15 protein-coding genes and 1 pseudogene are annotated in these 15,840 nt (G+C 33.1%); 5 read left to right on the top strand and 11 right to left on the bottom strand.

Going from position 1 to position 15,840, the window contains the following annotated elements; translation table 11 throughout:
• Positions 1 to 390 precede the first annotated feature (390 nt).
• A complete protein-coding gene (locus MKY70_RS13550) occupies positions 391 to 555 on the top strand; it encodes a hypothetical protein (protein WP_341024637.1) in 165 nt (54 codons plus the stop codon).
• A gap of 1,119 nt (positions 556 to 1,674) precedes the next feature.
• Here MKY70_RS13550 and MKY70_RS13545 read toward each other — a convergent pair.
• The 5 genes and pseudogenes from MKY70_RS13545 to MKY70_RS13525 form a co-directional block, all read right to left on the bottom strand.
• On the bottom strand, positions 1,675 to 2,061 hold the full coding sequence (locus MKY70_RS13545) for a hypothetical protein (RefSeq protein ID WP_341024636.1): 387 nt from the start codon (positions 2,059 to 2,061) through the stop codon (positions 1,675 to 1,677).
• A gap of 298 nt (positions 2,062 to 2,359) precedes the next feature.
• Entirely contained in the window at positions 2,360 to 2,524 is a 165-nt protein-coding gene (locus tag MKY70_RS13540) for a hypothetical protein (RefSeq protein ID WP_001099234.1), read from the bottom strand.
• A 328-nt stretch (positions 2,525 to 2,852) separates the two neighbouring features.
• On the bottom strand, positions 2,853 to 3,026 hold the full coding sequence (locus MKY70_RS13535; RefSeq protein WP_341074632.1) for a hypothetical protein: 174 nt from the start codon (positions 3,024 to 3,026) through the stop codon (positions 2,853 to 2,855).
• A 67-nt stretch (positions 3,027 to 3,093) separates the two neighbouring features.
• Positions 3,094 to 3,801: pseudogene (locus tag MKY70_RS13530) on the bottom strand (IS6 family transposase).
• Between the two features lie 156 nt (positions 3,802 to 3,957).
• Entirely contained in the window at positions 3,958 to 4,653 is a 696-nt protein-coding gene (locus MKY70_RS13525; protein WP_341024633.1) for a CsxC family protein, read from the bottom strand.
• A gap of 569 nt (positions 4,654 to 5,222) precedes the next feature.
• Here MKY70_RS13525 and MKY70_RS13520 point away from each other — a divergent pair.
• Both MKY70_RS13520 and MKY70_RS13515 read left to right on the top strand, forming a co-directional pair.
• Positions 5,223 to 5,945, top strand: a complete 723-nt coding sequence (locus tag MKY70_RS13520; RefSeq protein WP_341024632.1) for a hypothetical protein — start codon at positions 5,223 to 5,225, stop codon at positions 5,943 to 5,945.
• Between the two features lie 57 nt (positions 5,946 to 6,002).
• Positions 6,003 to 6,743 (top strand): hypothetical protein, encoded by a 741-nt coding sequence (locus MKY70_RS13515; protein ID WP_341024629.1) that lies wholly within the window; start codon positions 6,003 to 6,005, stop codon positions 6,741 to 6,743.
• 43 nt (positions 6,744 to 6,786) lie between these two features.
• Here the strand turns inward: MKY70_RS13515 and MKY70_RS13510 are convergent, their stop codons facing one another.
• Positions 6,787 to 7,083 carry a hypothetical protein gene (locus MKY70_RS13510; protein WP_341024627.1) on the bottom strand — a complete coding sequence of 99 codons (297 nt, stop codon included), beginning with the start codon at positions 7,081 to 7,083 and terminating at the stop codon, positions 6,787 to 6,789.
• A gap of 12 nt (positions 7,084 to 7,095) precedes the next feature.
• Entirely contained in the window at positions 7,096 to 8,331 is a 1,236-nt protein-coding gene (locus MKY70_RS13505; protein ID WP_341024624.1) for a lipase family protein, read from the bottom strand.
• A 65-nt stretch (positions 8,332 to 8,396) separates the two neighbouring features.
• Here MKY70_RS13505 and MKY70_RS13500 point away from each other — a divergent pair, with 65 nt between their 5' ends.
• A complete protein-coding gene (locus tag MKY70_RS13500) occupies positions 8,397 to 8,723 on the top strand; it encodes a DUF1433 domain-containing protein (protein ID WP_341024622.1) in 327 nt (108 codons plus the stop codon).
• Between the two features lie 376 nt (positions 8,724 to 9,099).
• Here MKY70_RS13500 and MKY70_RS13495 read toward each other — a convergent pair whose 3' ends face one another.
• From MKY70_RS13495 to MKY70_RS13485, 3 genes are all read right to left on the bottom strand, one after another.
• The gene (locus MKY70_RS13495) at positions 9,100 to 10,536 is read right to left on the bottom strand and encodes an IS4 family transposase (RefSeq protein ID WP_341024620.1); all 1,437 of its coding nucleotides are present in this window, start codon (positions 10,534 to 10,536) and stop codon (positions 9,100 to 9,102) included.
• A 187-nt stretch (positions 10,537 to 10,723) separates the two neighbouring features.
• A complete protein-coding gene (locus tag MKY70_RS13490) occupies positions 10,724 to 11,695 on the bottom strand; it encodes a hypothetical protein (protein WP_341024617.1) in 972 nt (323 codons plus the stop codon).
• A 55-nt stretch (positions 11,696 to 11,750) separates the two neighbouring features.
• Entirely contained in the window at positions 11,751 to 12,209 is a 459-nt protein-coding gene (locus tag MKY70_RS13485) for a VOC family protein (RefSeq protein WP_341024614.1), read from the bottom strand.
• 1,114 nt (positions 12,210 to 13,323) lie between these two features.
• On the opposite strand from MKY70_RS13485, the gene MKY70_RS13480 reads away from it, so the two are divergent.
• Positions 13,324 to 14,280, top strand: coding sequence for an alpha/beta hydrolase (locus MKY70_RS13480; protein WP_341024612.1), 957 nt, complete (start codon positions 13,324 to 13,326; stop codon positions 14,278 to 14,280).
• Between the two features lie 88 nt (positions 14,281 to 14,368).
• On the opposite strand, the gene MKY70_RS13475 is transcribed toward MKY70_RS13480, so the two are convergent.
• Positions 14,369 to 15,823 carry a pyridoxal phosphate-dependent decarboxylase family protein gene (locus tag MKY70_RS13475; protein WP_016120261.1) on the bottom strand — a complete coding sequence of 485 codons (1,455 nt, stop codon included), beginning with the start codon at positions 15,821 to 15,823 and terminating at the stop codon, positions 14,369 to 14,371.
• Positions 15,824 to 15,840 lie beyond the last annotated feature (17 nt).

Here is a 15,840-nt window from a genome sequence, read left to right as displayed (position 1 = left end):
CGTAAGTTCGCCAGTCCGTTATTTTGGACATTCTCACCATAGATGTTTTGTAGCATCCCGACCTATCCATTACCATATGATTTCTCACTTAGGTTTTGTTCAGCCGACTTCACCTAGCTTCATACAATTTGTGACTACTATCACGCCTTGCATGTAGGAGTATTAGATAAGTAGTTTCAGCTCAACCTGACGGCTTTCATTCCTACTTTCAGTCAATCAGTTGTTGTTATCAAATTGATGCCCCTCCCATTTCGTGTTTACACACTTATAAGGAAACGTGTCGCGCAAAGGATTATTTTGTTTAAATTTTGCTTAATTCTCACCCTTAATTATCCAAAAATTTAAAAATCGTTATATAATGAATCTTTTCAAACCTTAGGAGTGGTTAAAATGCCAGATATGATACGCCTCATTCTTTTCATCTTTGTAGCAATTAATTCCATCTTCTCTTTAATACAAGAATTTAAAAAACCACAGAAAAGTGTATTTTGGATTTCACTTGAATTCTTACTTCTTGTAGGAATGATAATATTAATAACAGAGATTTTAATTTAAATATGAATCTTGCAGTGAATAAAACTAAATATTCCGTCAATAATATATATAGGCTGTATGCCATAACTCATTTGAAGTAGTTTTCTCTGTATCTCCTTGTATTGAGCAGTTAGCTTTTACTAGCTGCTCTTTGTTTGTAAAAACGCACTCAATTGGCAGGAAATACATATGATATTCTGTGTTCCTTTCTTTATAAAATAGTCTTTACAAAATGGATCTCGTCACGAGAGCACTTAATAAAGTGCTCTTTTGTGATTTTAAACTAAAACAAAATGAAATTTTTATTAAGTTCACTTCCGAATAACTTTTCCAATCTTGTTTACACTATAACTGTAACTTAAAGTTACACATCATTACTTGTAGGGCCTAATTTCTTTTGTACAACAAGTAGTTAGTTAATTGAGCTAGCTACTTTGTTGTGCCAAATGTAGTTTTTATTAGGTATTTGCACCTCAATGAATAACTCACATATATTATCATGTGTGCCACACTACTCTCTGAGGGCCCAACTTGCTAAGAGCACTACTTGAAGGTGCTCTTTTTAGTTTTGTCTGAATAAATCCCCAATTTCTGTACATACTTTGAATATGCCAATCTGTAACAATTGATTTTCCTCCAAAATGGGGCAGTTAGCTTTTGCTGACTGCTCTTTTGTTTAAAATTAAAATAGCGTTTTTGTTAAAAAACTTGTAACAGTTAAACCGGACAAGCATATGTTATTGTATGGAGACTCTCCACCCATAGAAATCTACCTTTCAAAGAGCATGCATATATGTGTGCTCTTTTGTATTTGCTATGAAATAAGGATTTTATTAAAAACTTACATGTATATGTTTTTCGTTATATAATTAAATTATCAATATATTAGGAGTGTTAATTATGCCAGGAACAATAATGATTTTGTTATACATTTGTTTCGGATTGAGTGCAGTTTTTAGCTTAATAAAGGAATTTAAAAAACCACAGAAAAACCAGTTCTTGATTTTAGTTGATTCTCTAATTTTGCTAGGAGCTTTTCTCCTAGTAGGTAGTATCTTCATCTAAATCACATAACGAGAACTCCATTAGGGAGCAAAGCAGCCTAGCGAAAGCTAACTGCTTTTTTATTAAATAACTATTTTATAAAGCTTTTAAATATCCAATTCCCCTTGCATAATCACGCATCTTTTCCATTCCTTCTTCTGACCAACCCCAATGAGTACAATACAATCCGCCATAACCATTTTTGCCGTTCGAATGGTCATTACCGAAAATAAAGTCCGTAAAATCTCTGATTAATCCCCACATTGTTCCGCCACCAGTGAAATTATGTTCCTGTTTTTTGTTCATATAAGAACTTCTTGTCATACACATTGGAACATTTGTGCCGTGGTCAACGTACCAAAGGTTTCTACCATCATGCTCAAAGCGTGCCGTTCTATCCTTGTAACGAAAGAACTCTCTCTCATGATCTGCAAGATATTTAATAAGTGAATTCACGATTTCAATCCGTTTTTGCTTGTCCATCTTCCATTCCCCTTTGCGAATAATCTTTTTTATATCGTACATACTACCTACAAGCCGACTTCCCACGGCTGCACTCTTTCAAATCGGAGCTCGCTCCTCCGTATTGTTTTAGAGCACGGCAGGTAACCTAGTCGATTACCTGCCATTTTCTATTCAAATAACGCTTTTGTAACTTTTCCGTAACCACTTTAAGCTTATATACATGTTAGAATTTAAAAGGATTTGCAACTCATATATCCCCTGTCCTTGTGACCCCATAATACAAGGGCAGTTTTTAATAAAAAATAAGGATTTTGTACTAATTTTGCTTAACATTGCCTGATTTAGTTTCAATAAATGTATCTTCATCAACCTCAATGCTCACCATATCCATCTCACTATCAAAACCTACAACTCTTCCAGAAACTCCTGTTAATGCTCCCTTAATAATCGTTGCTTGAATATTAACTGTTACTGTATTCATTTCTTTTCCTCACTTTCTACAAGATACCCATTTTGTTTAAATTTACCTTAATTCACATCAAATTTTCTTAACATTCTAATTAATAACTGTATAATGTAATTAAACTATTTGTATGAGAGGTGATTATTATGAAATGGAAATGGAAACAAAAATACAATCCAAAGTATCTCTTTTACCGCATGTATAGTTATATTTATAAAGCCCTTGATGATATATCATGGTCCTTAAAATAATTTAGATTGTTATGAGTACACATTTTCTGTGTGCTCTTTTCACAGTTCCAAGAACGATCCTTAACTTTGTTTTACGCGTCATAGCGCTATGCCTCCTAATCCAAATGCATTATCTCTTCTAAGGTTCTATCCGAAATATAAGTAGTAATAATTTGTATCTTTCCGTATTTCTTTTTAGCCATTTCTATAGATTCGCTCTCGGACTTCGCCTCAAACCAACGAAGCTTCCACTTTTCGTCTTTGTCGTAAAACTCTACTGAGTACGTCATAACGGGTTCTGGTGCAAAGATAAAATAAAAGAGAATATAGCGCATATATTTCGAGCGGAATTGTATTTTATGCTGTTAGCCCAAACAATTGATGGATGAATTCTTTCTGATTTTGGACAGACTGGTCCCGTAAATCAATCTGTTCTTTTTTAATCATATGCATGGCTTCAACACCACTCAATATAGAAGTTGCAGTTTTAAATGACTTAAACCCCAACATAGGACGCACACGTTTCTTAATAAAACGATGATCTTGTTCCACTATATTATTGAGATATCTAACTTGTCTTAGCTTTATGCCTTCAGGCATATGCTTTTCTTCTTTCAACGCTTGAATTGCTACAGGATAGGCAGGGTTCTTATCTATTGTTATCACGCGAGGTTTAGAAACGTACGAAAAAGTCAGGGCTTTCTTGAAAAAACACTTGGCGGCTTGTTTATCTCTTGATTTACTTAGATAAAAATCAATGGTATTCCCTTCTGAATCAACGGCACGATATAAATACATCCATTGCCCTTTTACTTTAATATAGGTTTCATCGACTCTCCATGAATCATTTGTTGATTTTAGATAATATCGTACTTTCTCTTCTAGTTGAGGTCCATATTGATGAACCCAGCGCATAATCGTTGTGTGAGCAATGGATAATCCTCTTTCCTCCATTATTTCCACCAGGTTACGGAAGCTCAAATTGTACCGTAGGTATCACCTTACTGTTAATAAGATTAGTTCCGGCTGATAATGCTTCCATTTGAACAAATTTCTCTTTTCCATACCGATCACACACCTTTTTTAGAGTAATACTATCAGTATGTCCAAGTTTAGGAGATTACTGGCAAGAGCTTTAGAGTTTTTGCACCAGAACCAGATTTATTATGTAGAACATAAACGGGTTAAACAAAAAGCACTCATTTTGAGTGCTTTTTTGTTTTAAACTCGTACTTGTTGTACTTGTAACACTTTTAAAGTAAGGTCTAGTACAATTTTTTCACGAAGAGTATCAAATGGTTCGTTTAAGTTTGTTGGACAAGGGGAAAAGTCTAATTCGAAAAATTGAGCGCTAACTAATTCGCAATATGGTTGCTCGTTATAAAATACTGTATTTTCGAAGAAATATTTGTCTAAACGTGGTAAATCACCATTTTTAGGATTAATAAAGTGAGATGTAGTATCTGAAGAAGCAGCTACTATAGCTTGTGATAGAAAATCACCAGCTGTTAGATCAGCAAAACCAGAAAATGGAACATTTGCAATGCGGTCATATAGCACTCCATTACACTCATCATTTGCATATTCAATATTTTTACGAATATATCCTTGTACAAATAATTTTGCTCTTGTAACTCGACGGTAAGGTGTACCTTCTACTGGAGTGAATGCTACAGGAACTAACTTACATTGTGTTAAAAATGCATTTTTTAAGATACGTTTAATTTCAACTGCTGGAGGATCTAATGAAATATCAGATTCTACAACAATTTGAATTGTTCTTTCTGCTAATACAACTGGTATTTTTACAATCGGTGTTCCTGGAGTAAGAATTGGTGTTGCAGCTGCATCACTTAATGGTGTTTGAGTTTGTCCATTTACCTGACAAGGTACATTAATTGGACATTGTTCGCTCATATTATCTAATCTCCTTTTTGAAATTACTTTAGATTTTTAAAACTATTCAATGTCAATATATTCGTTTTTTTCATTTATGTATGAGCATATATACTAGTTTTTGAAATTTATTTATCGAGGTTTATTAATGTACTACAGACAATAATCTATAATTATCAGTATTTTATTAATAGGAGATGTTTTTATAAGGTATATTCCCTTTGTATATTTTATATATAAATTAACAAATAATATTTTATACTAATAAGATCTATAGAAAGAAAGACCTGAGTTTTTTATTTTGGAGTCTTTAAATCTTTTTATATATGGTGTTTTCAATGTATACTTTTCTATATAATTTTGAGAGCAATAGGTTGATTTAGATAAAGTCAATATTTTAGGTGATTTGAATGTAAAATAATGTTTGGATGGGATTCCAATACATATTATTAAAATTAAGATGGCTAAAGTCGGAGGATGGCACCTTAGGGTGTCTTTTTTTATTTTCACCCGACAAAATATGACAATATACAAATAGCTTGTTTGCTACCATGAGGTGAGAAATCTTACATTTTGAAAGGGGAAACAATATGAGCAACACCCGAGAAGAGAAAAGGCAAAATGAACGTTCACAAGAAAAATGGTATAAAAAAATTATAGGGTTCCGTTCCGGCACTAAGTGGAAAATGGTTGTTGCATGTTTTGTATACCTCACTATTATCGGGGGAATAACTGGAGCTTTTAAAGATGAGAAAAAAGATTCACAACAGACCATTGCTGATGTTGAAAATGAACGGAAAGAAGCAATAAAAAAAGCTCAAGATGAGGATAAAGCAAGAACTGAGGAAGAGAAGAAGAAACAAGAAAAAGAAGCCGCTGCACCAGTAGAGAAAAAAGAAGAATCACTTGAAGATAAAGTCACAAAGCTCGTAAATGATAAATTCGGTAAGAAAGAAGTTGAATCTGTTAAAGTGAATGACAACTTAGGTACTGAAAACCCAAACGATAAAATTGTGTTAATAACTGCTGAAGCCAAAGAAAACGTATCAGCAAATTACACAAAAAAAGGTATGTGGATTGATACAATATCCATATTAAAAGATTTAAAGAATGAAAAAAACATAAGTGAAATTGCTTTCTTTTATAAATATCCACTAGTGGACCAATACGGTAACGAGAAAAAGGATAATGTTATGAAAATCACTCTTAATCGCGAAACACTAGACAAGATCAATTACGATAACTTTTTACATAACAACTTACCTAAAGTAGCTAATCAATATTGGGAACATCCTGCATTAAGTAAGAAATAATTAGCACTCGAAAGGGTGTTTTTATTTTACTCTCAGACATAAATAAAACTAGGGGTGATGTATGTGAAGAAAATATATGCGGCTTTTTTTCTACTAACATTAATTGGGGTATTATCTGGATGTTCTCCAAATCCTAAAGTGTCGGAAGATTATTCAAAAGAAATTTTAGATAAATCTGATCTCGCAAAATATATAAAAGATGTTAAGTATGTAGAAGGTGCTAAATTAGAAGATAATGAGCTCTATGATTACGAAATTGATATACAAGCGAACGTAACTGACGATTTTTACGACCTTCCAAAAAAGGAACAATATTTGCTTATGCAAGGCGCTATAATAGATTTAGTCCAACAAAATGACCGTGCAATTCTTTGTGGTGATCCAGATTGTCGTTATGGAGAAATGAAATTAAAAAATACAGATAGTACTTTTTCTATGGTAATGGAACAGTATTATGCTCCTGATATAAATTACGAAATGAAAATAAATGATTTAGTAGCTTATACACGTACCGATTTAGAAAATGACACACCTTCATCTTCAAACAATTCTACGACAACTAGTAAAACAGCTGAACCTTCTAATTCAAATGGACAATATGCAAGTAACGGAATAAGCTATACAGTCATATTCGACTTTATGAAACAACAATATAACAGACTAACAAATAACGATGAAAACTATATCCCTGAAGTACATGATCCTCAGGTTGCTGAAATCGCTGCTAAACATTTCGGGATTACAGCTAAAGAAGCTGGATACATTTACGAAAAAGTACAGATGGATGCGTTTAGATAAAATATAGATTTGAATACAAAAAAACACTCCTAGCGAGTGTTTTTTAATATTTAGGTCCCATATAATCATAACTTTGATCTAATGCCTTAAATAAGTCAATCGCACTTTTTAATTCGTGTTTGTCGGACTTTAATTCTTCCATCTTTGTACCAATATCTTTCCTGAAGGTTTCTAAATCATCAATTGCCTTCTTTCCCACTCCAAGTTGCGACCAACTTGATAGAAGTAAATTATGAACATTACTTACTACACTTTTGTTATGATTTAAATCTTGAATCATATTCTTAAATTGCTGTAATGCTTGATTCAAAGCTTCTTCATTTATATAAATTCGTGGCATAATACTATCCCCTTAATAATTTTCATCTGTCTTTTTATAATCATGAGCTTTCTTCTCAATAAAATCAGAGATTTCCGTTGCTGTACGTATATACCAAAAACTTAAATGTTCTACATGGGCACGTATATTATTTACTTTAGCTTCTACCCGTCTACTTTCAGCTGTTTCTAATAATGTCATCATATTTGAAATTAATCTCGGTACTCTATCTTGAAATTCTTGTGCGTTTCGCTTCATATCTCTTACGGCCTTTTCCAGATTCTCTACAACTACACGAATTTCTCCCCCGCCTAATAATGCCCCCGGTGAATCATAAACTCTTTCATTCGTGTCTACATTTAACAAGTATTCATTTGATAAAGACCCATTCCCTCCAAAACGGAAGTTCTGATCTGTTTGATAATGATAACCAGGGCCACTTATCGAATTCAAAAATCGTGCAACATCCATCCCTAACTTTCCCTGTAATGATAGCTTTGACATTTCTTCTTTCGAAATTGGTGGTGTTACTGCGTATGTAGATCCTATATGACTTTCATATGCGCCAAATGGCCCATACCCAATCGAATCATTTCCATGAACAACACTTACAATTCTATTATTAAACTCACCATTATTTGCTTTTTCTTGTAGGTCAGGTGATAGTAAATGTTTTGCACTTGGGGCATTCCATGACATACATCTTACACTGTCATTAGATGCCGCTGCATATTCCGCTAAAGCTCCCCCTAACGAATGGCCTGTCGTATATATGTCTACATCATCCTTCTCCTTATATTTATCCATTACTTGTTTCATGACTCTGTCAGCTTGTTCGAATTGATTATGATATTCCCACTGCCCATTCTCTTCGTTCCAATATCTTCTTGGATTTTCTCCCCTTTCTCCTGCCTTTGGGGCTGGTGCCGGATCATGAACGCCATCCCTCTTAATAAAAAACTTTCCATCAGTTAAAGCATCCTTCATTCCTTCTCCAGGTTTTAAAGAATCCTTTTCAATAATTTTATCCCCTTCTGTCCCCCGGAAAGATACCATCACCTGTGTTTTTCCATCTACTACTCTTTCAAAGACTACTGCATCCATTCCAGTTTGTTTGTCATGGGATTTTTCTCCTACTTCCCACGTTTGGATATCTTTCTTACCGTTATCTTTAACATAAACTTCATCTTTTAAATCTTCATCATCTTGGTATGCATAACGAGCTAATTGATAATATGTAGTATCTAATACTTTATCATTTTGTTGCAAATTCTTCCCCTCCTGTGATTTTTAGGATATTCTAATAATAAAAATACCATGACTGGAGGGTATATATGAAAAAAAATAAAAAGAGAATTGCTATATTTTTATTTTTTACTTTTATATTTACTATTTTAGGAGGTTGTAATGTGGAAAATAACGAAGAGGAACAAATAATAAATAAAGCAAAAGAAGAAACTATTAAATATTTCAAAGAAGAGGAAAAAGTAGATGTAACTATTACTAAACATAAATTCGCACCAAAAGACCTTCAATCAATTTTTATATCTGGTTATGTAACAGATGATAAAAGTAAAGAATTTAGTGTTGCAGTTGAATACGCTAATAACTATCACATCGGTACCGTATCAACAACAAAAAACTTCAAATTAAAACAATGATTAGTTAGACACTCATTAGAGTGTCTTTTTCTATGAAAAAATCCCCGCACATTGTGCAGGGACAAACACTAATTTATAAAATGAAATCCTTTATTAATCTATCTAAAAGGGATTTCATATCCATTGCATCTGTTCTAGATACATAATCCAAATCAAACTTATTACAGTGAACTCGATTTCTCAATTCTCTTGCTTTATTAATAATTTTTTTTTGATATTCACTAATAGGGGTCACCATACATGCCCATCAACTTAAGAACGGAAACAAAATGAACTTTCGTTCAAATAAACTACAACACTCTTACAACACTTTTTATTCATTAAAAATGAGCATGCTAAATAAACCTAGATAGGTATCATTTTTAATTTTTAAAGATTATGCAGCTTTCTTTTGTTTTCTAAGTTCACTATACTCATAGACAACACCCATAATATCAAAGATTGTTTTCTTCTCATATCGATGAGATTTCCGTCCATTTTTCTGTAGTAGGTGGAATAGACGGATTAGAATCTTTGTGATTTCTTGAGTGTCTTTCTGTATAGCTTGATACAAAAGATATAGATAATCTTGGATCATTCCTATCGCTTTATATTCGCTTAATTCTCTTTTCTTCTTTTGCAAAAGAAGTTGGCGCATTTTAAACATAGTAGAGGAGCACAGGAAAATAGCGATTAGCTTTCCATATAAGTGGCACTCTAATCGTTCTTGTTTTACATTACGATAATGGTCTATTTTGAAGAGTGATTTCCATGTTTTAAAGACAATCTCTATTTGCCAACGCAAAGTATATAACTCATGTACCTGTTCCATCGGAACCCATTCCCAAGGTGTATTCGTCACGTACACGTTTAATCCCGCTACCATTTTACTTTTCTCTGAGTACGTTCTATTTTTGGATTTTTCTTTCTCCAAGATTTTCGCTCGTCTTTTTTGAAGTTGTTTTTCTGTTAATCGATTAAAAATAACACGTGAAAACAGTTGTTGTTTATCACCAATATAAGCATGTTTTAATTCAAATGTTTCTCCGGGCTGTAGTTGGTTTAAAAGCTGTTTCACATCAATTTGTATATATTCCGATTGCTTCTTAATTGCACCATTTTTAAAGTATTCTGGGTTTGGATTTTTCACATATACATTTGTATTTAATTTTAAACGAGAAATATAGTATGTACCTCGTTGATCCATTTGATCTAAGTCTTCCAATGAAAAATAACCCAAGTCACGAATACATAAATCTCCTGGTCGTAAGGTATCTAAGCATTCAGTACCAAATGTTTTGTCATTATTTTTCCCTGGTCCAACTTGAAAGTTAAGAAATTCCCCACTGTGCAAATCATATTCTAATTGAATTTTGATTCCAGCTGTTTGGGCACACCCTCCAGATCCTGGATATACATTCTCTAAAGCATTTGGCACTTGAAATACAGTGGCATCTAGGATACGGATTCGTTGAAAATAAGAGAAGAGGTGATTAGAAATTTGTGTTTGTTCACATACTTTTTGTTCTAACAGTAAAGAAAAAATATGTTTTAAAAACAAAACTGCTTTCGCATTTAAACGTTTATTTAAGCCCTCAGGGCTGAGTAGAGTACCTGTCGCTGCATGAAGCCTACTACATAATCGAACTAAAGGATCACTTGCCACCCGTTGACTAATCAAAATACAAATAGTAGCTAAGTCTGATCCAGAAAACTTACGTTTTCGCTTTATAAATCCTAGTTCTCTTGCAAGTTCTTCTAAAAATACAGGTGTCACATATCGTTGTAGTTCTTCAGCAAATGATTGTAGTTCATCTTGAATCGAAATATTCATAAGAAAACGCCATCCTTTCTAATCTAGCTTTTTTAGAAAGAATAACGTTTTTTTGGTGCTTAGGGGTATTAAAATCGCTTGAGTTGATGGGAATGTGGCTGAACCCCGATTACGCTCTCTCTTATATAACTAACACATGGGTTAGTTATATAACAAATTACTATTGATCTAAATAAAGTTAAGTTATTTAAGAATGTAATAAAGTTAAAAAATCTTTAATCTGTTTAATTTTAAATGCAGTAGAAGGTCTTATATACAGGTGATATATATAGTTGTCTTGTTCCCAATGTATCATCCAACCACTATAAGAAGTATTTTGTCTACATAAAAAGAGTTCATTAACTTGCTTGCCTAAAAAATCACAACTTAATTTTTTTATATTCCAACTCTGTCTTTTTCCAATACTATTTCCAGTACGTGGAGGTAATGGGTCTGACAAATTTTCAGGAGCAACCCAAAGCCATACTCCATCCGTATAATTTAATTGAGATCTGTATAAAAGATGCATTTCTTTACCAGAATGATGATCTCGATATCCAATGGAATCTAAAAAATAATTATCAAATCTTTGTGGGGGCGATATAGGTAGTTCAATCATTAACTCTTTTAGAAAAGTCATATCATTTTCAAACCAATCAACTCGTGTAACTTCATCCTCATTATCCCATTTTGGTTTTTTAAAACGCGAAGTAAAGCTACTAGTAGAAAAAGATTGTTTTCCCAAACTTTTTATAAAAGATTCATTAACTGGCTCTAACGTTTTTAAAATTAACAAAATGTCTTCTTCTGTATAAACACCTTTTAAAACAGATAACTCAATATTCGTAAACCACTTTGCATAGCATGCTGCTTGGTTTCCTTTATAATCTGTCCCTATAAACCCAACAATACCATTTATATTAAAAGATTTACCTTGACATATTAAATTAGTATCAGCTGTTATGACAGGTATAGCCCAATCATAAAAAAACTGTTTGATTCTTATGATTCCTTTCTCATTTTTCATTTCAAAACGGATAGAAGAGCGTACTGTATTCGATTCTTTTCTTAAAGATATATTGTCTATTGAGTATGTATCTGGCAATTTAGGTACCAAAATTACAAAATTAGTGTGCTTTTGAGCTTCTTGCAATTCATTTATTGTAATTGATTCTATCATGAAACTTCGCCTCCACTTATAAATTTGACGTTTACGTTTATAGATACAATTTCATTTATTTTTCTTGGTGCTCCGCATCCCATTCACTTAAATAGGATGCATATTCTAATTCGTCTGGATTATCATGTAGCATAGAAATAAACTCTAATTTATTTCCATCACAATCCAGAAAATATACACTTGCAGCTGGCATCCATCTTTGGACAATTGGCTCTTGATTCCCTTTTCCCTGACTTCCTATCACTTTTATTCCACGCTTTTCTAGCCACAATTTAGAAGTCTTTAAAAACTCTAAATCTACACCAAAAGCAAAGTGTTTCGTCTCAAAGTCTTCAATATTATGTACTTCCCATAGGCCAAGCATTTGTTTTTTATTTTCTCCTACCCAAAAGAAAGCCACTCTTCTTTTAGATAGTTTTCTTGCTAATGCTAACCCTAACTTATTTTGATAGAAATCTATCGCCTTTTCTAAATTTCTTACATGTAAATGAGTTTCGTATATGCTCTGTATCATTATTTTTATTCCTATCTTTATTATAATTTGTATGTCGATATCTTTTGGTTACTATAATACAAGTAAAAACATCTTAAATCATCCTACTTTTGTATAATCTTTCTTTCCTGCAAAAGTAGGATGTACGGATTTCATTCATATAATTTGAGCTGGTGTTGATGGTTTTTTAAAATAGAAAGCTTATTTTAAAATTAGATGAAAAAAGAGATGCAATTATGGACATTCATGCGAAATATTCGTTTTTGGGGTACTTAAAAATCTTAAGTTGATGGGCATGTATGGTGACCCCTATACTTGTAATCTTTCATTTTATACCAAGTTCATTTCATATGGAAAAGGGTTACTCATCATTTTCATCAGGGGCTTATTTTTATAAAAAGAAATTATTGTTGTTTACCCTTTATATGCAATATTACATATAAAAACCTTTAATTGTTCTGTTATAATTTTAAGAGTAAATTATTCATCCATTAATTTACACCATCCATATCTACAGTTATGGAAACCCTAATTACATATAAAAAAGAGAAGAACCTTGGTGAGTTCTTCTCTTTTTTATATTTTTTTAAGATTACTACTATCCAAAGTAATTATTGCAATTACTTTAAGCTGGCTTTTGAATTATAAATTCTGATTTTCATACTTCTTCATGAGTCTAGATAAGAAAAAAGAATCTACTCCTTTTCTAGCCAAATAAAAGGAATTTTTTTAAACAGTTATTTTAATTTGTACTGTTCTCCTATATTAATGCCTGCCCATGAGTATTTCCCTGAATTATATATTAAGGAATGAAAATGTATTAATTCTTTTCGAGTATGAATTCGAATAGGTATCACTTACAATATGTCATTAAAATAAAAAGGATTATCACTTGGTTTAATTAGAAAACTAAGTGTACATAAATACAACGACATGAAAACACTTTGCTCCTAAATCCACTACTTGTATTATTGGTTGCGTGAAACTCCTTCTTGAGAAAGGTTTTAATTCCCGAATATTCTGTTGACTGTTGTCGCATATCCAATTTACAATTTAATTGTAATATTTTTTCACAATTAAACTACTTAGAATACACTTCATTTATTCGAAAACAATTACAAATAGAGGTGCTAAAATGAAAACAAGAGTAAATCCAGAGTTATTACAAGGGTTAGAGATGTTTCCAAATCTCGATTTACACCCGGAAAACTTGCAATCAATCAGAGAAGGAATAGCTCAAATGAGACCACCTACCGTTGTTGATGAATCCCTTTCATTAACAGATGAAGTCATTGTTGGACCTGATGATAATCCGTTACCATTAAGAATTTATCGTCCAAAATCAAATAATGAGCCTTTACCTGTCTTATTATGGATACATGGTGGTGGTTATATCTTAGGGTCTATAGATGATAACGATGATACTTGTATGAGGTTTGCAAAAGAAGCTGGCTGTGTGGTCGTGTCTGTAGACTACCGCTTAGCACCTGAACACCCTTACCCAGCACCAATTGAGGATTGTTATTCAGCTTTAAAATGGATTGCTGATAATGCGAAGTCATTAGACATTGATTCGAATCGAATTGGGGTTGCAGGAGTAAGCGCTGGAGGTGGACTAACAGCAGCATTATCATTATTAGCCCGAGATCGAAAATATCCTTCAATTTGTTTACAGATGCCACTCTATCCAATGATTGATGACCGAAATAATACACCTTCAGCGAATGAAATTAAAGAAGGATTTGTTTGGAATCAAAAGGCAAATGAAGCTGGTTGGAAAATGTATTTAGGAGAAATGTATGGAACAGATCAAATCCCTGTCTATGCAGCGCCTTCTCGAGCAGAGGATTATAGTGATTTACCATATACTTACACATTTGTTGGTCAATTAGATCCATTCCGCAGTGAAACATTAATCTATGTAAGCAAACTAGCGCAAGCTGGTGTTGATGTCGAGTTTCATTTATATCCAAATGCCTATCACTGGTTTGAAGGGTTAAATCCAAATGCCGATGTATCTATTTACGCTGTAAACGAAATGGTACAAGCAGTAAAGACTGGTTTCAAAAGAGTCTCTAAGGTTGAGGCTTAATCCCTTTACAAGAAAAACACTCGTAAATAGTATAATAGCCGATTCTCATTTAGAATCGGCTATTAATATGTAAAATCCACCTAATATATCAAGGTTGAGAAACAGATATAAGATGTTTAGGCGATGTGTTTATTTCCTCTGCCAACGCCTTAATGCTCATCATGATTTGAATTATTTCTTCTAATGTTGTCCTCGGGTTGATAGAGCAAAGTCGGATTACTACTTTTTCTTTTAATTTAGTCGTACTTAGCATAGCAAATCCTCTTTGATTAATTTCTTCCACCAGTTTTTTGTTTATTTCATGAATTGTTTCTGTAGACGTTCGCTTACAAGGAATATAACGAAAAGTAACAATTCCTAATTGGGCAGGTGTTACTACTTCCCAATCTTTTTCTTTCCTTAAAAACTCTTCAACTTGTTCAGCCAACATAATGCCATGATCTATTGCCTCACGAAAAGCTGTGACTCCAAATGCTTTAAAAGAAAGCCATACCTTTAATGCCCTAAATCTACGAGAAAGTTCAATTCCACGCTCCCCAAAATTCACTTTTTCTTCTATATTAGTTTCCGTATCCTTAATATACTCTGGGATCATACGGAACGTTTTACTTAAATATTGGCTATTGCGAATGAGTACACAACCAACATCATAAGGCTGAAAAAGCCATTTATGCGGGTCTAACGTCAAAGAATCAGCACGATGAATTCCTCTTAACACCTCCCTTCCTTTTTCACTGAGAATTGCTGCAGCCCCATAAGCACCATCCGCGTGTAGCCATACATCTTCATCACCACATAGATCAGCCAATTCATCGAGGGAGTCCACCGCTCCGCAATTCGTTGTCCCTGCATTAGCAATAACACAAAATGGTTTTTTCCCTTTTAATCGATCTTCTTTTATTTGCTTTCTTAAAGTACTAACTGAAATTCTTAAATCTTCATCTGTTTCAATTCGGCAAATTTGATGATGTTTAAAGCCTAATACTTTAAGTGCTCGATCTACAGAAAAATGAGTTTGGTTAGAAAAATACACAACCGCATTTTCTATGTCATTATTCAGCTTGACCTGTCTCGCTACAGTAAGTGCAGTCAAATTAGCCATGGAACCGCCACTGACAAATAACCCTTCAGCTGAATCAGGGAATCCTAGCATTGATTTTAACCAGTTGATTGTCGTTAATTCAATTTGTTCAGCACCTGCACCTACTATCCAAGCTGTAGGAAATACATTAAACCCACTTGCTAAAAAATCTGCTATTACACCAACATAATTATTAGGACCTGGCACAAAAGCCATAAAATGAGGATGATCCACATGAGTAATTTGATTAAACACATTGTTATTAAGAAAATGAAGTAACTCTTTTGGATTGGATCCGTTTTCTGGAATCGTTTCAATTAGCTTGTCTCTAAAAATATTACTATCAATCGTTTCCGAAACTGGTTTACTTTTTAAATGATTCATATGATCAACAATCAAGTCCACCGCTTGATATCCTAACTGACGCATCTCTTCGGCTGATAACTGCAAGTTTTTTGTCATTTGGTTTACTCCTATTC

It is taken from the genome of Bacillus sp. FSL R9-9492 (assembly GCF_038007365.1).
GTDB classification, from domain to species: Bacteria; Bacillota; Bacilli; order Bacillales; family Bacillaceae_G; genus Bacillus_A; species Bacillus_A mycoides.
The sequence above is the reverse complement of the archived record's forward strand: the minus strand, read 5'-3'. Positions and strand labels throughout refer to the sequence as shown.